This window comes from Halorussus rarus (assembly GCF_003369835.1).
Lineage (GTDB): Archaea > Halobacteriota > Halobacteria > Halobacteriales > Haladaptataceae > Halorussus > Halorussus rarus.
The window spans coordinates 44,739-64,522 of record NZ_QPMJ01000002.1 but is presented as its reverse complement, the minus strand read 5'-3'; the positions used below and the strand labels follow the sequence as shown (position 1 = coordinate 64,522).

Genomic DNA, 19,784 nt, shown 5'->3' with positions numbered 1-19,784 from the left:
GAGCCGACAGTATCAGCGCTGATAACTCAGGGGGAAGATTAATGTGTCGGAAGTTCGCTGTTGACGACAATGAAACTTATCGGTCTCGGCGACCAGTTCGTTTACCTCCTCGGAACGGGCTTGGTCGGCATGGGTATCATGGACTTCATGGACGAAGAGGAAGGTGATAGCGTCGAAGCCGATGGCGGCGGCGGTGGCGGCGACGCCGAGATGGACGACGACCTCTTCGGCGACGGCATGGGCGAGGAGTCGAGCGACGAAATGGACGATTTCGGGGGGATGGACGGCGGAATGGACGACGGGATGGGGATGGACGACGGGATGGACGACTGGGCAGACGGCGGCGGCGGGGACGACGAGTTCGCGATGGGCGGCGGGGGCGCGACCCAGGAGCTCGAGAATCGGATCGACGAACTGGAGAACGAGGTCGCCGAGATCTCGTCGACGGTCGGCACGGTCAGGAGCGAGAACGAGCAGATCAGCTCGAAGGTCGACGAGACCGAGGAGAACGTCCGGAAGCTGCTCGAGATCTACGAGATGGTGACGCGCGGCGTCAACCCGTTCGTCGACGACGTCCAGCAGGGGGGCATGGGCGGCGGCGAGGCCCTCGGCGAGGGCGGCGGCGGGTTCGGCCTGTTCGACGGCGACGAGGAGGAAGAGGAAGAGGAGGAGGACCTCGACTCCGACGTCGCCGACGCCGAAGCCGAGAGCTTCTTCGACGACGACTTCGACGAGGAGGAGGACCTCGAGGACGACTTCGAAGGGGACGACGACTTCGAGGAAGACGACGACTTCGACGACGACGCCGCCGACCTCGGCTTCGACTCGCCAGACGAGGCGCTCGACGACGAAGACGCCGCGATGGACGCCCCGGAGGACGACGGGGAGGACGCCGGAGGCGGGCAGGCCGGCGGGTCGACGTTCGCGGAGCTCAAGGAGGAGTACGAGTCCGGCGACGCCGAGTGGGCCGAGGAGGACGGCGAGTCGCCCCCGGACGACGAGGTCGACCCCGAGCCGGCCGTCGAGCCCGAGACCGCCACCGACGAGCCCGGGGACGGCGACTTCGAGTTCGAGGAGCCCGACGACACCGAACCCGCGACGACCGAGACAGCGGAACCGGCCGGGACCGCCAGGACCGCCGGGCGGGGCGGCAAGCCCTACCTCGCGGAACTGCCGAACGGCTACGTCTCGGACCTCGTCGTGATGGAGTGGCTCGAGTTCCTCGTCACGGAGTTCGGCCCCGAGGACGCGGTCCGGACCGTCGAGTACTACGGCGACATCGGGTGGATCAGCGAGTCGGTCGAGGAGGAACTGCTGGCGTTCGTGAGGGGATTCGCCGACGTGGACGCGGTCGACGCGGAGGAGACCGGGCCCGCGACGCTCGAGGTCGACGACCACATCCAGAGCCTCACCTTCCTGAGCCAGCTGACCGGCGACGCCGTCCAACGGAAGATCGTCGAACACTGCGCGCAGATCCGAGGTGGGCGCGATGGGATTCAGCGTTAGCGGCGCGACGGTGGTCCTGTTCCTCGGCATCGTCATCAGCTTCGGAATCGCCCACGCCGCGGTGAACAACGGCGTCGAAGCCGTCAACGACGCCTATCAGGACAGCACTGACAAGGAACTCTCCCGACAGAACACCGGTATCACTATCGGCAGTGCCGTTGCCAACACCGCCTCGGACACTTTGAACGTGTCCGTGGAGAACACGGGCTCCTCGACGCTTTCGATTACGGACACCGACATCCTTATTAATGGCACTTACACGTCTCATGATAGTATGGAGACGCTGGAAGTCGACGGCAACGACACGACCGGTCTCTGGTTGCCCGGTGAAACCCTCTACTTCGTGTACGACTACGGGTCTGATTCCGACTTCACTAATGCTCCTACCCGCGTGAAGGTCGTGACCGATTCCGGTGTCTCCGCGGCGGCCGAGGTTGAGGAGGTGAGCTGAGTGGCGAGCGTCTCCAGTTCCCACCTCATCCTGTTCATCGCCAGCCTGCTCATCGCCGCGAGCGTGGCGGGGACGTTCACCCAGGGCGTCCAGCGGCTCTCGTCGGCGCTCGGCGATAGGAGCCTCGACGTCGCGAAGGACGTCCGGACGGACATCGAGATTATCAGCGACCCCGGGAGCGTCGACGCGATTTACGATGACAGCGGTGAAGGGAGCCTGACGGTGCTGGTGAAGAACACCGGGTCGCTGAACCTCGACGCGGACAGCGGACAGATAGACGTACTGGTCGACGGACGGCTACAGACGGACGTGACAGTGGAAGTTGCGGACGGCGACACCTGGATGGTCGGGAACGTTGCCAGACTGACCATTACCAAATCCCTCGAACCCGGCGACCACCGGGTGACGGTCATCGTCAACGGCGACGAGGAGACGTTGCGGTTCAGAATCCAATAACCATGACACGAGACAACCTCTACTCGCTCGGCCTCGAAGACCACGACCGACTGAACCAGGAGCTCGGGGGCGGCATCCCCCGGGGTTCCATCGTCCTCATCGAGGGCGACTACGGCGCCGGCAAGTCGGCGATCAGCCAGCGGTTCAGCTACGGGCTGTGCGAGACCGACCACAGCGTCACGCTGCTGTCGACGGAACTCACCATCGGGGGATTCATCGACCAGATGCACTCGCTGTCGTACAGCGTGGAGGACCACCTGCTCGACGAACGGCTGCTGTTCCTCCACGCCGACGTGGACACCGGGAGCGGTCGGCGGCTCACCAAGCCGAGCGAGGACGACGACGGCAACCGCAAGGAGCTGCTCAACCGGCTGATGAACGCCGAGGCGATGTGGAACGCCGACGTCATCGTCATCGACACCTTCGACGCCATCCTCCGCAACGACCCCATGTTCGAGGCGCTCATCCGCCAGAACGAGGAGCGCCAGGCGGCCCTCGAGATCATCTCGTTCTTCCGCGACCTGGTCTCGCAGGGGCAGGTCATCGTGCTCACGGTCGACCCGTCGACCGTCGACGAGGAGGCCATCGGGCCGTTCCGCGCCATCGCCGACGTGTTCATGGAGCTCCAGATGGTCGAGGTCGGCAACGACGTGCGCCGGAACATCTCGGTCAAGCGGTTCGCCGGGATGGGCGAACAGGTCGGCGACACCATCGGGTTCTCGGTGCGCGCCGACGCCGGGATCGTCATCGAGAGCCGCAGCGTCGCCTGACGACCGCTCACACCCACTATGACCGAACACGGGACCGCACAGATTCAGGACGACCTTCGGGAAGTGGCGATGCGCCGCCCCCACCTGCGGGACTACCTCAAGCGGTTCAAGCAGTTCACCGGGGAGTTCCCGCGGCTCATCGACGAGCCGAGCGGCGACTGGGAGGCCGACAAGCCCAACGTCATCTACCCGGTCGGCGGTCCCATCTACTGCCACGTCTACGGCGACGTGGGCCAGGACACCGAGTACTACGCGGTCGAGCCCGAGCTCTCGGGCACCGAACAGGAGCTGTTCGGGAAGGTCCGGGGCGAGATCCTGGAGAAGAGCGTCAAGAAGCCGGCGCCCCAGGACGAGGCCGAGTACGACGACCGCATCGAGGAACTGCTCGACGACACCGTGCTAGTCAACGACGGCGACGGCGGTGGCGGGAAGGCCAACCTCCGGAACCTCTCGGCCGACCAGATCCTGAACTGGATCAAGAACGTCTCGTACAACGACTTCAAGCAGGGCGTCCGGACGTTCTCGACCGACGACATCGTCCGCGTCGTCAAGGACTACACGAACGTCGGCACCTACGAGGTGTCCGAGCAGACCTACGAGAACATCCGGTACCGGCTGAACCGCGACATCGTCGGGTTCGGGCCGCTCGAGCCCATCATGCGCGACCCGGCCAACGAGGACATCCACGTCATCGGCCCCCACGAGACGTACGTCGACCACGGCACCTACGGGATGCTGGGGACGAGCGTGGACTTCGGGTCGCCCGACCGGTTCGACAACTGGCTGCGAAACATGGGCGAGCGCATCGGCGACCCGGTGAGCGACTCCGACCCCATCGTCGACTCCACCCTGCCGGACGGCTCGCGTATCAACATCATCTACTCCGACGACGTGAGCCTGAAGGGGCCGAGCCTCACCATCCGTCAGGGCGAGGGGACGCCGCTTTCCGTGGCCCAGATTACCAAGTGGGGGACGCTCAGCCCGAAGCTTGCGGCGTACCTCTGGCTCTGTCTGGAGAACGAGCAGACCGTGTTCGTGGTCGGGGAGACGGCGTCGGGCAAGACCACGACGCTGAACTGCATCATGTCGTTCATCCCCCGCGACTCGAAGATCTACACCGCGGAGGACACCGCCGAGGTGCTGCCGCCCCACGACACCTGGCAGCAGCTCCTGACCCGGGAGGGCGGCGGCGAGGACTCCTCGGACGTGGACATGTTCGACCTGGTCGCGGCCGCGCTGCGTTCGCGCCCCGACTACATCATCGTGGGCGAGGTCCGTGGGGAGGAGGGTCGCATGGCGTTCCAGGCGGCCCAGACCGGTCACCCCGTGATGCTGACGTTCCACGCGAGCGACATCGTCTCGATGATCCAGCGGTTCACCGGGGACCCCATCAACATCCCCGAGACGTTCATGGACAACGCCGACGTCGCGCTGTTCCAGAACCGGGTCAAGCAGGGCGACGACGTGCTGCGCCGGGTGACCTCGGTCCAGGAGATCGAGGGCTACTCCAAGGAGATGGGCGGCGTCGTGACCCGCCAGTCGTTCTACTGGGACCCGGTCGAGGACGAGATCGTCTTCCAGGGGATGAACAACTCCTACGTGCTCGAAGAGCAGATCGCGACCCTGCTGGGCTACGAGAACACCCGCGACATCTACAACGAACTCGACTTCCGCGCCGAGGTGTTCGAGCGGATGATCGAGGAGAACGTGCTGGGCTACCACGAGGTCAACGAGACCATCGAGGCGTTCCAGCGCGACGGGGTCGACGGGCTCCCGTTCGACATCCACCGGTCGTTCGACTGACGACCGGCCTGCAATCCCCGTGTCACGTGACGACCTCCTACGTCGCGTATCGGCCGCCGACGTACGGTTTCTGCCCTCGGTGGCGTATTGCCCGTGACCGTGCCGGGAAACATTCTATTCTCTCACAGGAGCGGGTTCTCGCGGACCCGAAACGGCCCGGCTCCAACCGGAACCGAGCGCGGCGCGAAAAGTCAGTCGAGTACCAATGATAATATTCCGAGGGAAAGAGAGATGAAGGTGGGACGAAAACCCCGCGAACACCCGCTATCGGACCGACGACCATGGCGACGAACGAGCAATCGGGTGAGAACCCAAAGGACGCGAAAGACCTGCTCGCCAGCTTCGCGTCCTCGACCGTCGAGTCCTACCGGCACATGGAGACGCCGGTCGGTCGGTACCTCACCCTCGTGGTGGCCCCCGCGGCCGTCTTCTTCCTGCTGACGGTCGTCGCCTTCCTGCTGACCGACTTCCCGCTGCTCATCCGCGGACCGATTCCGCTGCTCGGCCTGCTGGCGGTCGGGGTCGCGGTCATCTACCCCAAGATCCTGCGCGACCAGAAGCGCAAGGAGATCGAGGACAGCCTCCACCTGTTCATCACCCACATGACTATCCTCTCGACCGCGAACATCGACCGCGTGGAGGTGTTCCGGACGCTCGGCGAGGAGGAGGAGTACGGCGCGCTGGCCGAGGAGATGCGCCGCATTACGCAGCTGGTCGACACGTGGAACCAGAGCCTCGACGACGCCCTGCGCATCCGGGCGAACAAGTCCCCGAGCAAGCCGTTCGCCGACTTCCTCGACCGGCTCGCGTACACCATCAACGCCGGCCAGGAGATCCAGGACTTCCTGCTGAGCGAGCAGGACGTGGTCATCCAGAACTACGTCACCATCTACGAGGGGTCGCTCCAGAACCTCGAGGTGATGAAGGACCTCTACCTCTCGATGGTGCTGTCGGTGACGTTCGCGCTGGTGTTCGCGACCGTGCTGCCCATCCTGACCGGTACCAACCCGACGATGACGGTCAGCGCGGTCGTGGTGATGTTCGCGTTCGTCCAGACGGGGTTCCTGGTGATGATCCGGACCACGGCGCCGTACGACCCGGTCTGGTACCATCCCCAGGGGACCACCACCGACACCGAGTGGCGCATCCGCATCTCGGTCGCGGTCGGCATCCTGCTGACGTTCCTCGCGATTGGCGCGTGCCTGCTGATCCTGCTGGGTCGGACGAGCATCGACCCGAACGCGATCCCCCTGCCGTTCTACGCCGCGATCCCGTCGACGCCGTTGCTGATACCCGGTCTGGTCGCGCGCAAGGAGGAAGAGCAGATCAAGGAGCGCGACGAGGAGTTCACCAGCTTCATCCGCGCGCTCGGCGCGACCGAGACCGCCAAGCAGTCCACGACCACGAAGGTCCTCGAGAGCCTGCGCGGCAAGAACTTCGGCGCGCTGACCGAGAACGTCGACGACCTCTACAAGCGGCTCAACATGCGCATCGAGCCGGCGATGGCGTGGCGCCACTTCACCGCCGACTCGCGGTCGTACCTCATCCAGAAGTTCTCCGAGATGTTCCTGGTCGGCCGCCAGATGGGCGGGGACCCTAAGCAGCTGGGCGAGCTCATCGCGGCCAACATGAACGAGGTGCTCCAGCTCCGCGAGCGCCGCGCCCAGTCGACGGTCACGCTCATCGGCGTCCTCTACGGTATCACCGCGGCGTCGACCTTCGCGTTCTTCATCGGCCTCGAGATCGTCGAGGTGCTGGCGGGCATGTCCATCGGGCTCGACAGCAGCCAGCTCGACGTCACGACCATCATCCACACCAACGTGTACGACATCCCGACCATCGAGTACCTGCTGATCATCATCACTCTGCTCAACGCGGTGCTGTCGGCGCTGATGGTCCGCATCGCCGACGGCGGCCACAAGGTCAACTCCTACATGCACTTCGTCTTCCTGACGTGGATGTCGAGCGCCATCGCGGTGTTCACCAGGATCGTCGTCGGGTCGTTCCTCAACGTCTGAGATCCGGTTCCGTCTCCCTCCGGCGCGACCTACGTCCGGTGGATGACGAAGAAGGCGGCCAGGCCGCCGATCGCGAGCCCGAACCAGTAGCTGGCAACCCGGTAGACCAGCGCCACGCTCGCGGCGACGTCGGTCTGGAGCGCGGTCAGCGCGACCAGGAGGCCGACCAGCGCGAACTCGACGCCCCCCACGCCGCCGGGCGTGGGAACGACGCCAGCGATGGAGCTGGCGGGGACGATGAACAGCACCAGCATGGGACCGACGTGACCGCCGACGCCCAGCGTCTGGCCCGCGAACCAGAGCGGTGCGGCGAAGAACAGCCACCCGACGTACGCGTACACCAGCGTGTACGCGAGCTGTCGGCGGTTGTCCGCGATTCGGTCGATCAGGTCGTAGAACTCGTCGACTCGCTCCCCGATGTTGTCGGCGTCGATTCGGTCGACGCGCTTGGCGATCGGTCCGATTATCTTCATGAGGAACCGTTCGACGACGTCCCGATAGCGGTACGAGCCGTAGATGACCACCGGCAGCACGATGGCCATGCCCCCGAGGCCCGCGACCAGAATCTCGGCCTGTCTGGGCACGGCGCCCTGTATCAGGAGCACGACCGTGCCGAGCCCGGCGAACGTGAAGAACGGGAGCAGGTTGAGCAGGTCGGCGGTCACGACGCTCGCGAGGCTGTCCTGGTAGTTGGCCTCGGTGTCGGCCGCCAGGACGTAGGCGATGAACGGGCCGCCACCGGCCTTGCCGAACGGAGTGGCGTAGTCGGCGAACGTGGCCGCCAAGTAGGTGACCACGATCTTCCTAAAGGGCACTTCGACGTCGACGCTGCCGAGAATGACGTCCCACGACTTGGCCCAGACGACCAGCGAGACCACCGTCGAGAGGCAGGCCAGTCCGAGCCACCAGAGGTTGGCGCCCCGGAACGTCCGGGCGATCTCGCCCCACCCGATGACCCGACCGAAGAAGTACATGAGGACCACCGCGACGGCGAAGCCCGCGACGACCTTGAGGGTGGTGCGGCGGTCGAACACCTCGCCGGAGGTCTCGGTCGACATCTACACCACGAAACGGGCGATAGACAGTTAGGCTTCTTGGCTGCCGGTGCGGGTCGGATTCGACAGCGACCGGCCTCGGGACCGAAAAAATATTTACCCCTACTGAGAATTGCTGAGTAGAGAGACCGCAGGCGTCGCTCGCCAACCATGTCCGAAAAGGTCATCGCCGACTTCGTCGCACGGTTCAGCCTCGACTCGTTCGATTCGCCCGAACCGGTCAAGGGTCGGATCGTCCTCAGCCAGAAGCGTCTGGTGCTGGCGACCGACGAGTCGAAGACGACCGTCCCGCTCGCGGCCATCTTCGACGTCAACGTCGGTCACGTCCCCGGCGAGATGGAGGCGTTCTTCCAGGACACCATCACCATCGCGTACCGCGAGGGCGACCGCCGCAGGACCGCGGTCGTGGAGGCCGGCAGCGAGGAGGTCTCCCGGTTCAAGACCGTGCTGTTCAAGGCCGAACTCAACGGGACCGCGGCCAGGGTCAAGCATCCGGCCCGCGTCGGCGGCCGGGTAACCGACTCGTCGTTCCGCAGGGCGAAGCTCAAGATCCGTCCGGGTGCGGTCCGGTTCGCCGGCGACGACCCGGTGACGGTGAACCTCGCCAACGTCACGTACTTCCAGAAGGAGGACCGCGACGGCGGGGCGGTCCTGGTCGTCCGCCACGCCGACCAGGGCCAGTCGGTGACCTCGGAGTTCGCGCTCGAGAGCGACCGCAAGCTCAACCTGCTCGGGCGGTACCTCCGCCTCGAGTACTCCGAACTCGCCAAGGAGGTCGAGGACGTGACCACCTCCGAGGACGAGATGGAGGCGCTGGTCGCCATCTACTCGGGCGCCCGGAGCGGCGACCTCGCCGGGACGCTCGGCGTCGACTCCAGTCGGGTGACGATGCTGCTCAACGACCTCCGCGAGAAGGGGCTGGTCGACGAGGGCCAGAAGGGGCTGTCGCTGACCGCACAGGGTCAACTGCTCGTCAGCGACCGCATCGAGACGGTCAACACCTGACCGTCCGGCCGTTTCGACGCGAGGACACACCGTCGTTCCGATACTGTAGATTTTTATACTCCTGCTCGGTACGCATCTCCATCGCATGGACAGCGCCATCCGCGTCCTGCTGGTGGACGACGACTCGGCCATCGCGGACCTGACCGCGACGTACCTCGAGCGCGCGAGCGACGCCATCGAGACGGTCGTCGAGACCGATCCGACCGAGGCGCTGGTCCACGTCACCGACGGCGCGGTCGACTGCGTGGTCAGCGACTACGAGATGCCCGAGACGGACGGGCTCGAGTTCCTCGACGAGGTCCGGGCGGTCGACCCCGACCTGCCGTTCGTGCTGTTCACCGGGAAGGGAAGCGAGGAGATCGCCAGCGAGGCCATCTCTGCGGGGGTGACCGACTACCTCCAGAAGGAGACGGGCACCGACCAGTACGCGGTGCTGGCCAACCGGGTCGAGAACGCGGTGGCCCAGTACCGCGCCGAGCGCGAGGCCGCCCGGGCCGACCGCCAGATACGGCGCATCTTCGAGCGCATCACCGACGCGTTCTTCGGCCTCGACGACGACTGGCGGTTCCGCTACGTCAACGAGCGGGCGGCCGACTTCCTGGGTCGGGACCCGGACGACCTCGTCGGCGAGGACATCCGCGAGGCGTTCGACACCGACGACGGCGGGCCGTTCATGGCGGCCTACCGCAAGGCGTTCGAAACCCAGGAGCCGGTCACCGTCGAGGCCGAGTCGCTGCTTCGGCCCGGAACGTGGCTCGAGGTCCGGGTCTATCCCGCCGAGGACGGCCTGTCGGTGTACTTCCGGAACGTCACCGAGCGCCGCGAGGCGGAGTCCGAACTCCGCGACGCCAAGCGGAAGATCGAGGCGCTCCACGACGTCGCGGCCAGGGCGGTCGCCTGCGAGACCGAGCAGGCCGTCTACGACCTCGCCATCGAGACCGCCGAGGACATCCTGGCGTTCGACCTCTCGACCGTCGACGCCCACGAGGACGGCGTCCTCGTAACGAAGGCCGTCTCGAAGGTGCTCTCGACCGACGGCTACTACGAGGTGACGCCGGTCGAGACCGAGGGCAACCTCGCGGCCCGGGCGTACCGGGAGGGCGAGTCGTCGCTCGTCCGTGACCTGCGCGAGACCGACGTAGTCCCGGCGGAGAGCGAGTACCGGTCGGCGCTGTCCGTCCCGATCGGCGACTTCGCGGTGTTCCAGGCCGTCTCGAAGGAGCCGGACGGGTTCGACGAGGACGACCGCGAACTGGCCGAACTCCTGGCGGCGCACGTCTCGGAGGCGCTGGCGCGGATCCGGACCGAGACCGAACTCCGGGCCGAGCGCGACCGGTTCGCCGCGCTGTTCGAGAACGTGCCGAACGCCGTGGTCCGCTACGAGATCGACGACCTCGACGCGGTCTGCCGGTCGGTGAACCCGGCCTTCGAGGACGTGTTCGGCTGGGAGCGGGACGGCATCGTCGGCGACTCGGTGGACGACTACATCCTGCCGCCGGACCGCGAGCGCGAGGGCGCGTCGCTCAACGAGCGGGTCAGCCGGGGCCGGCGCATCGAGGGCGAGGAAGTCAGCCGCATGACCCGTGACGGCGCGCGGGACTTCCTGCTCCACACCGCATCCGCGGCCGGCGAGGAGTCGGAGGCGTTCGCCATCTACGTCGACATCACCGAGCAGAAGGAGCGCGAGCGCCAGCTCACCCGCCAGAACGAGCGCTTAGAGGAGTTCGCGAGCGTCGTGAGCCACGACCTCCGCAACCCCCTCAACGTCGCGCTCGGCCGGTTCGAACTGCTCGCCGAGGAGTGCGAGAGCGACCACCTCGCCCCCATCGGCCGGTCGCTCGACCGGATGGACGGGCTGGTCGAGAACCTGCTCGCGCTGGCCCGGCGGGGCCAGGTCGTCGACGACCCGCAGCTGGTCGCGCTCTCGGCTACCGCCGAGGAGGCGTGGGCGACGGTCGACACCGGCGACGCGAGCCTGGCCGTGACCGACGACGCGGCGGTCGAGGCCGACGAGGCCCGGTTCCGGGAACTGCTGGAGAACCTGTTCCGGAACGCTGTGGAGCACAGCTCCACAAGCAATCAGCCGAAAGCTGATGACGCCGCGGAACGCGACGACTCGCTGTCGCGGGTCGCGGTCGGCGTCCTCGACGACAGGACGGGGTTCTACGTCGCGGATGACGGCCCCGGAATCCCACCGGACGCGCGCGAGGAGGTCTTCGACCACGGGTTCACGACCGACGAGGACGGCACCGGGTTCGGCCTCGCCATCGTGGACTCCATCGCCGACGCCCACGGCTGGTCGGTCGAGGTGACCGAGGGCGAAGCGGGCGGCGCCCGCTTCGAGTTCTCTCGGGTCGACACTCGCGACAACGACGAGACCGCGAGACGGTGACCGCTCCGAGATGGAGGCACCGAATGCTGGCGTTCACGAACGACACAACAAAGGCGCTGGCGACCGGAGTTCCGGACGAGGAAGGGTAGCTCAGTGGGAGAGCACCACCGGTACACCGGTGGCAGCCTTTCAGGCTTCGCGTGGTTCGACTCCCGCCCCTTCCACATCCCGCCGTTCTCCTGCGAGGCGCTTTATCGCCGAGCGACAGCTACGGCGGGAAGCGGCGAGACGGCCGGAGTCGAGGAGGAAGAGGTCCGAATCCGCGGATGCGAACGAGGCGATCCGACTCTCGCCCTACCGCGGACCGATCGGTTCGCGCGGCAGCGGCTCGTCGTCCTTGAAGTCCGCCGCGATGGAGCCCATCGTCCGGACCGTCAGCGGGGTGGTGTCCCGAACCTCCGCGAGGTGTTCGAGGATGGCCTCCATCCGCCGGAAGTCCCGCTCCTCGGTCAGGTTGTTCGGGTGGAGCCACATGTGGAACACGCCCTGCTCGGCGCTGGCGCGGTCGATGCCGCGCTTGGCCATGGTGACGATGGGGTCGCCGGCCACGCGCTCGACGGCCGACCGGGCCCGGCCCTCGAAGCAGAACAGGTAGAGCGAGGCCGGGACGTTCACCAGTCCGTACTCGTCCTTCTCGGGCGTGACGAGCGTGGGCGAGATCGCCTTGGTCGGCCACCCGAGGAGCTTGGCGGCCGACCCGGCGAGCCCCCGGTCGTACCACCGCCGGGGCTGGTTGCCGCGGTAGCACTTGACGCCGTAGGCCGCCAGCACGTCGCGGTGGCCCACGTAGTTCCGGGGGAACACCACCGAGTCGAGCGAGTCCCCGCGCTTCTCGGCGAGTTCGACGCACTCGCGGATCTCGGCCGACGCGACCTCCCGGGAGGCCCCGTCCATCACGACGTGCGAGAAGGTGTGGCTGCCCAGCTCGTGATCGGCGTCGGCGTCCGCTATCGCGTCGACCAGTTGCTCGCCGTACCACTGGTCGTCCCGGCTCTCCCAGGTGCCGGGGTCGCGCTCGAACCAGCCGTCCTCGGCCGCGGGGTGGTCGGCGTGCTCCCCGTCGCAGGAGTCGAGCAGCAGGTGGCCGACGACAGCCCACGTCGCCGGCACGCCGTAGTCGTCGAACAGTTCGAGCAGTCGGAGCCACGATTCGCGGGCCTCCCCGACCCGGTCGTCTGGCATCGTCTCGTAGTCGTGGAACCCCCACGCGAGTTCGGCGTCGAGGGAGAGTACGACAGAACCCATCGTATCGTGGCTATCGAAGCGTCGGCGAGTAAATCGGGCCGACCGTTCAGGAGCGTTCTGCACGGTAATCGCGGGTTTCTACTCGACGGTCACGCTCTTGGCCAGGTTTCTCGGCTTGTCGATGGCCCGGTCGAGCAGGTCGGCGGCGTGGTACGACAGCAGCTGGAGCTGGACGTTCGCCAGCACGCCCGCCACGTCCGGGTGGGTGTCGGGGATGGTCAGCACCTCGTCGGCGTACTGGTGGACCGCGTCCTGGCCGTCGCTGGCCACCGCGACGACGGGCGCGCCCCGGGCCTCGGCCTCCTTGACGTTGCCGAGGGTCTTCTCGTCGTCGCGGCCGGTGAACACCGCGAACACCGGCGTCTCGGGCGTGACCAGCGCGAGCGGGCCGTGCTTGAGCTCGCCCGCCGCGAACCCCTCGGCGTGCTCGTAGGAGATCTCCTTGAACTTCAGCGCGCCCTCGAGCGCGACCGACCGGACGAGCCCCCGACCGATGAAGAAGTAGGCGTCGCTGTCGCCGTACGACTCGGCGATCCGCCTGGCGCCGGTGTAGTCGAGTATCTGCTGGACGTGGCCCGGCAGGTCCGAGAGCGCCTCGAGTCGCTCGCGGGCGTCGTCGCTGCGCGATCCGGTCACGTCGCGGACCAGCCGCTCGCTCAGCAGCGCCAGCGAGACCACTTGCGAGGAGAACGTCTTGGTCGCGGCCACGCCGATCTCCGGGCCGGCCCGGATGAACAGCGCGTCGTCGCACTCCCGGGCCGCGGTCGACCCGACGACGTTCGTCACCGCGAGCGTGGTCGCGCCCGAGGCGTTGGCCCGCCGGAGCGCCGACAGCGTGTCGGCGGTCTCCCCGCTCTGGGTCACGCCGACCACGAGGGTGTTCTCGTCGACCGGCGGCTGGGACGTCGCGTACTCGCTCGCGAGGAACGTCTGGGCGGGGACGCCGCCGTTCGAGAGGTACTGGGCGCCGACGAGACCGGCGTGATAGCTCGTCCCGCAGGCCACGAACTGGACCCGGTCGATGTCCGCGAAGGTGCCCGCCGGGAAGTCCTCGAGATCGATCTCCCCGGTGGTGGGGTCGGCCCGGCCCCGGAGGGTCTGGCGGAGCGCGGCGGGCTGCTCGTGGATCTCCTTGAGCATGTAGTGGTCGTAGCCGCCCTTGCCGGCGTCCTCGGGGTCCCAGTCGACCGTCTGGACCGACCGCTCGACCGTCTCGCCGTCGTCGGACGTGATTCGGTGGCCGTCGGGATCGACGACCACCACGTCACCGTCGTCGAGGTAGATGACGTCGTCGGTGAAGTCGAGGAACGCGGGCACGTCGCTCGCGAGGAAGTACTCGCCGTCGTCGACGCCAAGCACGAGCGGCGACCCGCGCCGGGTGGCGTAGACCGCGTGGTCGCGCTCGGTGATCATCGCCACGGCGTAGCTCCCCGAGAGCTTCGAGAGGGTCGTCCGGAACGCGGTCTCGGGGTCGGCGCCGGCGGCCAGTTCCTCCTCGACGAGGTGGGGGATGACCTCGGTGTCGGTGTCGCTGTCGAACTCGTGGCCGCGGGCCCGCAGTTCGGCCTTGAGCTCGTCGTAGTTTTCGATGATGCCGTTGTGGACGACGGCGACGTCGCCCGTGCAGTCTGTGTGCGGGTGGGCGTTGGCGTCGGTCGGGGGACCGTGGGTGCTCCAGCGGGTGTGCCCGATGCCGAGCCCGCCGTCGGGCACTTCGTTCGCGAGCGCGCTCTTCAGGTTCGAGATCTCGCCCTCGCGCTTGAACACTTCGGGGCCGCCGCCGTTCTTGACGGCGAGTCCGGCCGAGTCGTAGCCGCGGTACTCGAGGTTCTCGAGTCCCGTGAGCAGTTCGTCGACGGCGCCGTCGTCGTCGCCGCCGATTCGGGCGATGATTCCGCACATCAGCGGCGCACCTCCGGCGTCTCGGTAGTCGGCATCGGATTGGTAGCTATCATGGTTAGAGGTTCGTAGTGCGATCGTTCGCTCGGGACGGCGTCGTGCGCCGGGACGTAACCTGTGCCTATCGTTTGCACGGATCGGTCCATCGCGCATTTACCGGCCCGACCGCCCCATCGTACTGAAGCGGGTACTGTTCGACAGATTGCCACCTGACCCCTTTGTTATACGCTCGCTGATTGCCGGGTGGGCGCAAATACGGCCCTCGTAGGCCGAACTTATCCCTACCGGCCGCGGCGTTCTCCCTGCGCCTACCGATTCGGAACGCCGGTTCCGGGGCGGCGTTCTCCGGGAGAACTCGGCGACATCGGTCCGGTACCTCACACTTACTCGGACGCAAGGACGTGGTAACAAAGTCTCCGCCGCGAGTCGTTCCCACGATGACAGCCGAGAGCATTCAGGCGGTCGTCCTCGCCGCCGGCGAGGGAACCAGGATCCGACCGCTGTCGGCGTCGCTCCCCAAACCCATGCTGCCCGTCGCCGACAGACCGATGGCCGCCCACGCGGCCGACGCGGCCGTACGCGCAGGCGCGGACGAACTCGTCTTGGTTGTCGGCTACGAGGCCGACGCGGTCCGGGAGTACTTCGGCGAGGAGTACGCCGGGGTGCCGGTCCGGTACGCGGTCCAGGAGTCCCAGGCCGGCACCGCCGACGCGGTCCGAGCGGCCCGAGACCTGCTGGACGGTCCGTTCGCGGTCCTCAACGGCGACAACCTCTACGACCCCGACGGCGTGGCGGCGCTGTTCGAGGCCGGCCCCGCGGTCGGCGCCCACCGGGTCGACGACCCGTCGAACTACGGGGTGCTGTCGACCGACCGCAACGCCGTCACCGACATCGTCGAGAAGCCGGCCGACCCGCCGACTGACCTCGCGAACACCGGGGCGTACGTCTTCCCCGCGGCGGCCCGCGAGTGGCTCGACGTCCCCGAGAGCGAGCGCGGCGAGCGCGAGATCACGGACGTGCTCGCCCGAACCATCGAGGAGTTCGACGTGTCGGCGGTCGAACTCGACAGGTGGCTCGACGTGGGGCGGCCCTGGGAGCTCCTGGAGGCCAACGAGTGGAAACTCGCCGAACTCGACCGAGACATCCAGGGGTCGGTCCACGAGGACGCCGACCTCCGGGGACCCGTCGCGGTGGAGGAGGGCGCGACGGTCGACGCCGGCGTGGTCATCGAGGGGCCGGCGCTCGTTCGGTCGGGCGCGAGCGTGGGACCGAACGCCTACGTCCGCGGCGCGACCCTCGTCGACGAGGACGCGAAGGTCGGTCACAGCGTCGAGATTAAGAACAGCGTGCTCATGCCGGGCGCGACCGTGGGCCACCAGAGCTACGTCGGCGATAGCGTGCTCGGCCGGGACGTCAACTTCGGCGCGGGCACCAACGTCGCCAACCTCCGCCACGACGACCGTCCCGTGGAGTTCACCGTGAAGGGCGAGCGGATCTCGACCGGACGCCGGAAGTTCGGCGTCGTGGCCGGCGACGAGGCGAAGACGGGCATCAACGTCGCGCTCAACGTCGGAACGAAGCTCTCGCCGGGCGTCGGCATTCCGCCGGGCGAGACGGTCACGCGCGACCGGTAGAATCAGACCGCGAGGATGTAACGGCCTGTCCGGGCCCGCGACTTCGCGTCAGTCGTTTATCTCGTCGGGCTTGATCCAGACCACGAAGTCGCCGTCCTGTCGGACGATACCCCGAACCGACCCGCTCTCGACGCTGTCGTCGACCTCGTCGGTGTCGATGCTGACGACCTGGTTGACGGCGTCGATGAGCCACCCGACGTGGTCCCCGCCGTCGCCCTCGAGGACGACGACGCGCTCGCCGGACTCGGTCTCCTGCAGGCCGAGCACGGTCTTGGGATTCACGATGGTCGTCGTGGTCCCGCGCAGGTCCATCACTCCCTCGATACGTCGGGCGGAGTTCGGAAGCGGTGTCAGTTCTTCCTTGTCCACGATCTCGTCCACGTGCGCGATGTCGATGCAGTATTTCCGGTCCTCGAGCCGGAATTCGAGGACCTGTACTTCGCCGACTGTCTCTGACATACCCGATGCGTCCCGGGGGGACCACTTTACTGTTCCGACGCCGACTACTCGCCGAGTCTGACGGGTCGCCTACGGTACCTTTTTAACCCGCGTTTTCAAACGCGGTAACTGATGGAGGCCGTGGAACTCCTACGAGTGCTCGGCAACAAGTACAACGCCGAGATACTCCGGGCCACGAGCGAGGCCAAGTCGGCCCAGGAGCTGAGCGACGAACTCGAGATCCCGATAGCGACCAGCTACCGTCGGATCGAGGAACTCACCGAGGCCGACCTGCTCGAGCTCTCGGGCCGGGAGTTCTCCGACGAGGGACGACGCACGAAGGTCTACCGACGCAACGTCGACGCGCTCGAGGTCTCGTTCGAGAACGAGGCCATCGACGTGACGGCCGAGGACCGACCGGACGTGGACAACTCGCTGGCGGACGTCTGGCGCGACCTCAAGGCGGAGTGACCCGAGCGACCCCCGGAGACGACCGAACTCGACCGGCCCGACCGCGTCCAGCCGACGGACGGCCTCTCAGCGCAGGAAAACCATGCAAACGATAGAACTGCTGTACGTCGCGTTCAGCCTGACGCTCGCGACCGCCGGCCTCTCGATGGTCGGCATCGCGATCCGCGCCTACAATCGAACGTCGCGGCGCGCGATGTTCCACCTCTCGGTCGGCTTCGCGCTCATCGTCGCCGCGGCGATAGCCACGACGGTCAGCGCGTTCCTGACCCAGTTCGAACAGACCCGTACGCTGCTGTCGGTCAACTACCTCATCACGACGATCGGGTACCTGTTTGTCATCTATAGCATCACCCCGGACGGATGAGGGGAGCCTGAATAAATGATTGAAATCCGTCCGTTCTACTTGATTCTCCCACAAATATACTCTCTCTGTCTTGTCGATTGAGTTAATATCACAGGTGATAATCGCGGCCTTACATTTATTACGCAGCTTCGTTTCGTTGCGGGTAGAGTCCGTAGTCAATGTCGTATTGGCTCTCGGACAGGACGTGAGAAAATGAAAGAGAAACTCAAGGAGCGGTTGACTGACAGAGGTCAAGTGGGTATCGGTACGCTCATCGTGTTCATCGCGATGGTGCTGGTCGCGGCGATCGCGGCGGGCGTGCTCATCAACACGGCCGGGTTCCTCCAGACGAAGAGTGAGCAGACCGGCGAGGAAAGTAGTGCGCAGGTCTCGAACCGCGTGCAGGTCGTGAGTGGTTTCGGTAACGTCGCGAACGAAGAGGTCGACTACCTCAACCTCACTGTGATGCGCGGTTCCGGTTCTGATGATATAAACCTCTCGACAGCGACTGTTGAGTGGATTGGTCCGACTCGCGCCACCACGCTCACGGCAGTTCCGGAGTCGGACGATGGTGCTACCGTAAATGGTGGTGATGGAAACAGTGACGCAATTGTGGACAGTACCGAATCACCCAGTGCCGGTGACCACGACTACTTCAACGTCAGTGCCATCAAGGACCCGTCGGATTCAGTGCCAGTCCTGGACGAACAGGATGACCGCTTCAAGATTATGTTAAACACCACTGCTATCATGGGTAACGAGCAAGGTGGCACTCTCGGTGAAGGCCAAGAGGTCGAGCTCAAGCTGACCACCCAGTACGGCGCAGTCACCATCTACCGCGCGAACATCCCGCAGTCGCTCTCGCAGGAGAGCGCCGTCACGGTCTAACGCGAATCGACGACTAACCGACCTTCCTCTCGATTCTTCATCGAGTACCCCCACGTTTTTATCGGACCGCTGCAATCGACCAGTCGTGACGTCGCTGTTCGAACTGGAGAAGACGGGGGACGTGGACCAGCTCACCCAGCTGCTGACGAACAGCAGCAGCGAGCCGGTCCGACGGCGCGCGGCCGACATCCTCGGCGAGGTCGAGGCCGAGGACTACCAGGTGCTCGACCCGCTGGTGAAGGCCGCCCAGAGCGACGACAGCGAGGCCGTGCGGGCGGCGGCCATCGACGCCCTCGACCAGCGCCACGCCGTCGAGAAGCTGGTTTCCGCGCTCACCGGCGAGGAGGTGCCGACCGAAGGGGCCGAGTGGGCGCGCGCGGAGGCGCTGGTCGAGACCCTCTCTGCCGATCAGCCGGAGCTCCGGATGGCGTCGGCCAACGCGCTGGGCCGCATCGGCAACAAGGCCGGGACGAAGGCGCTGGTCGGCCGGCTCGGCGACCCAGACCAGCGCGTCCGCGCGCGGGCGGCCCGCGCGCTCGGTCGTATCGAGGACCCACGCGCCGTCTCGGCGCTCCGGCAGAGCCTCGGCGACGAGAGCGTCGAGGTCCGGCGGGAGGCGGCCGACTCGCTGGGCCGCATCGGCGGCGAGGAGTCGCTCGCGGCGCTGCTGGACCTGCTCGACGACGAGAGCGAGACCGTCCGGCGCATCGCGGCCACGTCGCTGGGGAACTTCGCGAGCACCAAGCCGCTGGACGCGCTCATCTCGCTGCTGTCCGACGAGAGCGAGACCGTCCGGCGCGCGGCGGTGTTCTCGCTCATCGAACTCCTCTCGAACGCGCCGGGCCAGCAGAGTCACAAGCTGCGCGAGCGGATGGTCGAGAAGCTGAGTGCCACGGACCACCGGAGCGTGGTGGACTCGCTGACCGACATTCTGGACCAGGGGACACAGCCCCACCAGCGCCGGAACGCGACGTGGCTGCTCGGACGGGTGGCCGGCGACCGCAACAGGGAGGCGGCGATCGAGGCGTTGGCGTCGGTGCTGGACGACGACGACGGGATGACGGCGCAGTTCGCCGCGACCAGCATCGCCGAGGTCGGGGGGGAACCGGCGGAGGACGCCCTGCTCGACGTGCTCGACGACCCGGAGGTCGGCAGCGACGCGCGGGCGAAGGCGGCGTTCACCCTCGGGAAGGTCGGTGGCGAACGCGCCCGCCAGCGCCTCGACGACCTCATCGACTCGACCGACGACGAGCAGGTCCGCAAGCGGGCCTTCTCGGCGCTCTCGAAGCTCGGCGGACGCGGATAGCGCGGTCGAAGGACCGGTCGTGAGGCACACCATCGGGCCGGGCGCGACGGGGGTTATCGCGCGTGAAATTTGCGTAAAACTTTATATCCGGTTAGTGTCTCTTT

17 protein-coding genes and 1 tRNA gene are annotated in these 19,784 nt (G+C 66.7%); 14 read left to right on the top strand and 4 right to left on the bottom strand.

Annotated elements, in window-relative coordinates:
* Positions 1-69: 69 nt before the first annotated feature.
* From DVR07_RS08575 to flaJ, 6 genes are all read left to right on the top strand, one after another.
* Entirely contained in the window at positions 70-1,506 is a 1,437-nt protein-coding gene (locus tag DVR07_RS08575; protein ID WP_240147516.1) for a FlaD/FlaE family flagellar protein, read from the top strand.
* On the top strand, positions 1,490-1,957 hold the full coding sequence (locus DVR07_RS08570; protein ID WP_115796393.1) for a hypothetical protein: 468 nt from the start codon (positions 1,490-1,492) through the stop codon (positions 1,955-1,957). The genes DVR07_RS08575 and DVR07_RS08570 overlap by 17 nt, the downstream gene beginning before the upstream one ends.
* Positions 1,958-2,413, top strand: coding sequence for a flagellar protein G (locus DVR07_RS08565; protein WP_115796392.1), 456 nt, complete (start codon positions 1,958-1,960; stop codon positions 2,411-2,413). It abuts the gene before it with no gap.
* A 2-nt stretch (positions 2,414-2,415) separates the two neighbouring features.
* Entirely contained in the window at positions 2,416-3,183 is a 768-nt protein-coding gene (locus tag DVR07_RS08560) for an ATPase domain-containing protein (RefSeq protein WP_115796391.1), read from the top strand.
* An 18-nt stretch (positions 3,184-3,201) separates the two neighbouring features.
* Positions 3,202-4,986, top strand: coding sequence for a type II/IV secretion system ATPase subunit (locus DVR07_RS08555; RefSeq protein ID WP_115796390.1), 1,785 nt, complete (start codon positions 3,202-3,204; stop codon positions 4,984-4,986).
* Positions 4,987-5,267: 281 nt separating this feature from the next.
* Positions 5,268-7,004 carry an archaellar assembly protein FlaJ gene (gene flaJ / locus DVR07_RS08550; protein ID WP_115796389.1) on the top strand — a complete coding sequence of 579 codons (1,737 nt, stop codon included), beginning with the start codon at positions 5,268-5,270 and terminating at the stop codon, positions 7,002-7,004.
* Between the two features lie 29 nt (positions 7,005-7,033).
* Here flaJ and DVR07_RS08545 read toward each other — a convergent pair whose 3' ends face one another.
* Complete coding sequence (locus tag DVR07_RS08545; protein ID WP_115796388.1) at positions 7,034-8,062, bottom strand: lysylphosphatidylglycerol synthase transmembrane domain-containing protein; 1,029 nt, start codon at positions 8,060-8,062, stop codon at positions 7,034-7,036.
* A gap of 147 nt (positions 8,063-8,209) precedes the next feature.
* Here DVR07_RS08545 and DVR07_RS08540 point away from each other — a divergent pair, with 147 nt between their 5' ends.
* The 3 genes from DVR07_RS08540 to DVR07_RS08530 all read left to right on the top strand — a co-directional run bounded on the left by DVR07_RS08540 (position 8,210) and on the right by DVR07_RS08530 (position 11,620).
* Positions 8,210-9,064 (top strand): CheF family chemotaxis protein, encoded by an 855-nt coding sequence (locus DVR07_RS08540; protein WP_115796387.1) that lies wholly within the window; start codon positions 8,210-8,212, stop codon positions 9,062-9,064.
* Positions 9,065-9,149: 85 nt separating this feature from the next.
* On the top strand, positions 9,150-11,456 hold the full coding sequence (locus DVR07_RS08535) for a PAS domain-containing protein (RefSeq protein WP_115796386.1): 2,307 nt from the start codon (positions 9,150-9,152) through the stop codon (positions 11,454-11,456).
* Between the two features lie 79 nt (positions 11,457-11,535).
* Positions 11,536-11,620, top strand: a tRNA-OTHER gene (locus DVR07_RS08530).
* A gap of 130 nt (positions 11,621-11,750) precedes the next feature.
* Here the strand turns inward: DVR07_RS08530 and DVR07_RS08525 are convergent.
* Both DVR07_RS08525 and glmS read right to left on the bottom strand, forming a co-directional pair.
* Positions 11,751-12,701 carry a polysaccharide deacetylase family protein gene (locus tag DVR07_RS08525; protein WP_115796385.1) on the bottom strand — a complete coding sequence of 317 codons (951 nt, stop codon included), beginning with the start codon at positions 12,699-12,701 and terminating at the stop codon, positions 11,751-11,753.
* Positions 12,702-12,779: 78 nt separating this feature from the next.
* Positions 12,780-14,603 (bottom strand): glutamine--fructose-6-phosphate transaminase (isomerizing), encoded by a 1,824-nt coding sequence (gene glmS, locus DVR07_RS08520; protein ID WP_115796384.1) that lies wholly within the window; start codon positions 14,601-14,603, stop codon positions 12,780-12,782.
* Between the two features lie 449 nt (positions 14,604-15,052).
* Here glmS and glmU point away from each other — a divergent pair, with 449 nt between their 5' ends.
* Positions 15,053-16,234, top strand: a complete 1,182-nt coding sequence (glmU, locus tag DVR07_RS08515) for a bifunctional sugar-1-phosphate nucleotidylyltransferase/acetyltransferase (protein ID WP_115798293.1) — start codon at positions 15,053-15,055, stop codon at positions 16,232-16,234.
* Between the two features lie 48 nt (positions 16,235-16,282).
* Here the strand turns inward: glmU and DVR07_RS08510 are convergent, their stop codons facing one another.
* Positions 16,283-16,693: a chemotaxis protein CheW gene (locus DVR07_RS08510; protein WP_115796383.1), complete on the bottom strand. Its 411-nt coding sequence runs from the start codon at positions 16,691-16,693 to the stop codon at positions 16,283-16,285.
* Between the two features lie 111 nt (positions 16,694-16,804).
* Here DVR07_RS08510 and DVR07_RS08505 point away from each other — a divergent pair, with 111 nt between their 5' ends.
* The 4 genes from DVR07_RS08505 to DVR07_RS08490 all read left to right on the top strand — a co-directional run bounded on the left by DVR07_RS08505 (position 16,805) and on the right by DVR07_RS08490 (position 19,680).
* A complete protein-coding gene (locus tag DVR07_RS08505) occupies positions 16,805-17,143 on the top strand; it encodes an ArsR/SmtB family transcription factor (protein ID WP_115796382.1) in 339 nt (112 codons plus the stop codon).
* Positions 17,144-17,225: 82 nt separating this feature from the next.
* Positions 17,226-17,507 (top strand): DUF7521 family protein, encoded by a 282-nt coding sequence (locus tag DVR07_RS08500; protein WP_115796381.1) that lies wholly within the window; start codon positions 17,226-17,228, stop codon positions 17,505-17,507.
* 192 nt (positions 17,508-17,699) lie between these two features.
* Positions 17,700-18,374 (top strand): archaellin/type IV pilin N-terminal domain-containing protein, encoded by a 675-nt coding sequence (locus tag DVR07_RS08495; RefSeq protein WP_115796380.1) that lies wholly within the window; start codon positions 17,700-17,702, stop codon positions 18,372-18,374.
* Between the two features lie 85 nt (positions 18,375-18,459).
* A complete protein-coding gene (locus DVR07_RS08490) occupies positions 18,460-19,680 on the top strand; it encodes a HEAT repeat domain-containing protein (RefSeq protein ID WP_115796379.1) in 1,221 nt (406 codons plus the stop codon).
* Positions 19,681-19,784: the final 104 nt, after the last annotated feature.

Coding starts and splice junctions, on each gene's coding strand:
- DVR07_RS08570 (WP_115796393.1), top strand. CDS start 1,490: ATGGGATTCAGCGTTAGCGGCGCGACGGTGGTCCTGTTCCTCGGCATC.
- DVR07_RS08555 (WP_115796390.1), top strand. CDS start 3,202: ATGACCGAACACGGGACCGCACAGATTCAGGACGACCTTCGGGAAGTG.
- DVR07_RS08535 (WP_115796386.1), top strand. CDS start 9,150: ATGGACAGCGCCATCCGCGTCCTGCTGGTGGACGACGACTCGGCCATC.
- DVR07_RS08545 (WP_115796388.1), bottom strand. CDS start 8,062: ATGTCGACCGAGACCTCCGGCGAGGTGTTCGACCGCCGCACCACCCTC.
- DVR07_RS08500 (WP_115796381.1), top strand. CDS start 17,226: ATGCAAACGATAGAACTGCTGTACGTCGCGTTCAGCCTGACGCTCGCG.
- DVR07_RS08505 (WP_115796382.1), top strand. CDS start 16,805: ATGGAGGCCGTGGAACTCCTACGAGTGCTCGGCAACAAGTACAACGCC.
- glmS (WP_115796384.1), bottom strand. CDS start 14,603: ATGTGCGGAATCATCGCCCGAATCGGCGGCGACGACGACGGCGCCGTC.
- DVR07_RS08575 (WP_240147516.1), top strand. CDS start 70: ATGAAACTTATCGGTCTCGGCGACCAGTTCGTTTACCTCCTCGGAACG.
- DVR07_RS08540 (WP_115796387.1), top strand. CDS start 8,210: ATGTCCGAAAAGGTCATCGCCGACTTCGTCGCACGGTTCAGCCTCGAC.
- flaJ (WP_115796389.1), top strand. CDS start 5,268: ATGGCGACGAACGAGCAATCGGGTGAGAACCCAAAGGACGCGAAAGAC.
- DVR07_RS08525 (WP_115796385.1), bottom strand. CDS start 12,701: ATGGGTTCTGTCGTACTCTCCCTCGACGCCGAACTCGCGTGGGGGTTC.
- DVR07_RS08510 (WP_115796383.1), bottom strand. CDS start 16,693: ATGTCAGAGACAGTCGGCGAAGTACAGGTCCTCGAATTCCGGCTCGAG.
- DVR07_RS08495 (WP_115796380.1), top strand. CDS start 17,700: ATGAAAGAGAAACTCAAGGAGCGGTTGACTGACAGAGGTCAAGTGGGT.
- DVR07_RS08560 (WP_115796391.1), top strand. CDS start 2,416: ATGACACGAGACAACCTCTACTCGCTCGGCCTCGAAGACCACGACCGA.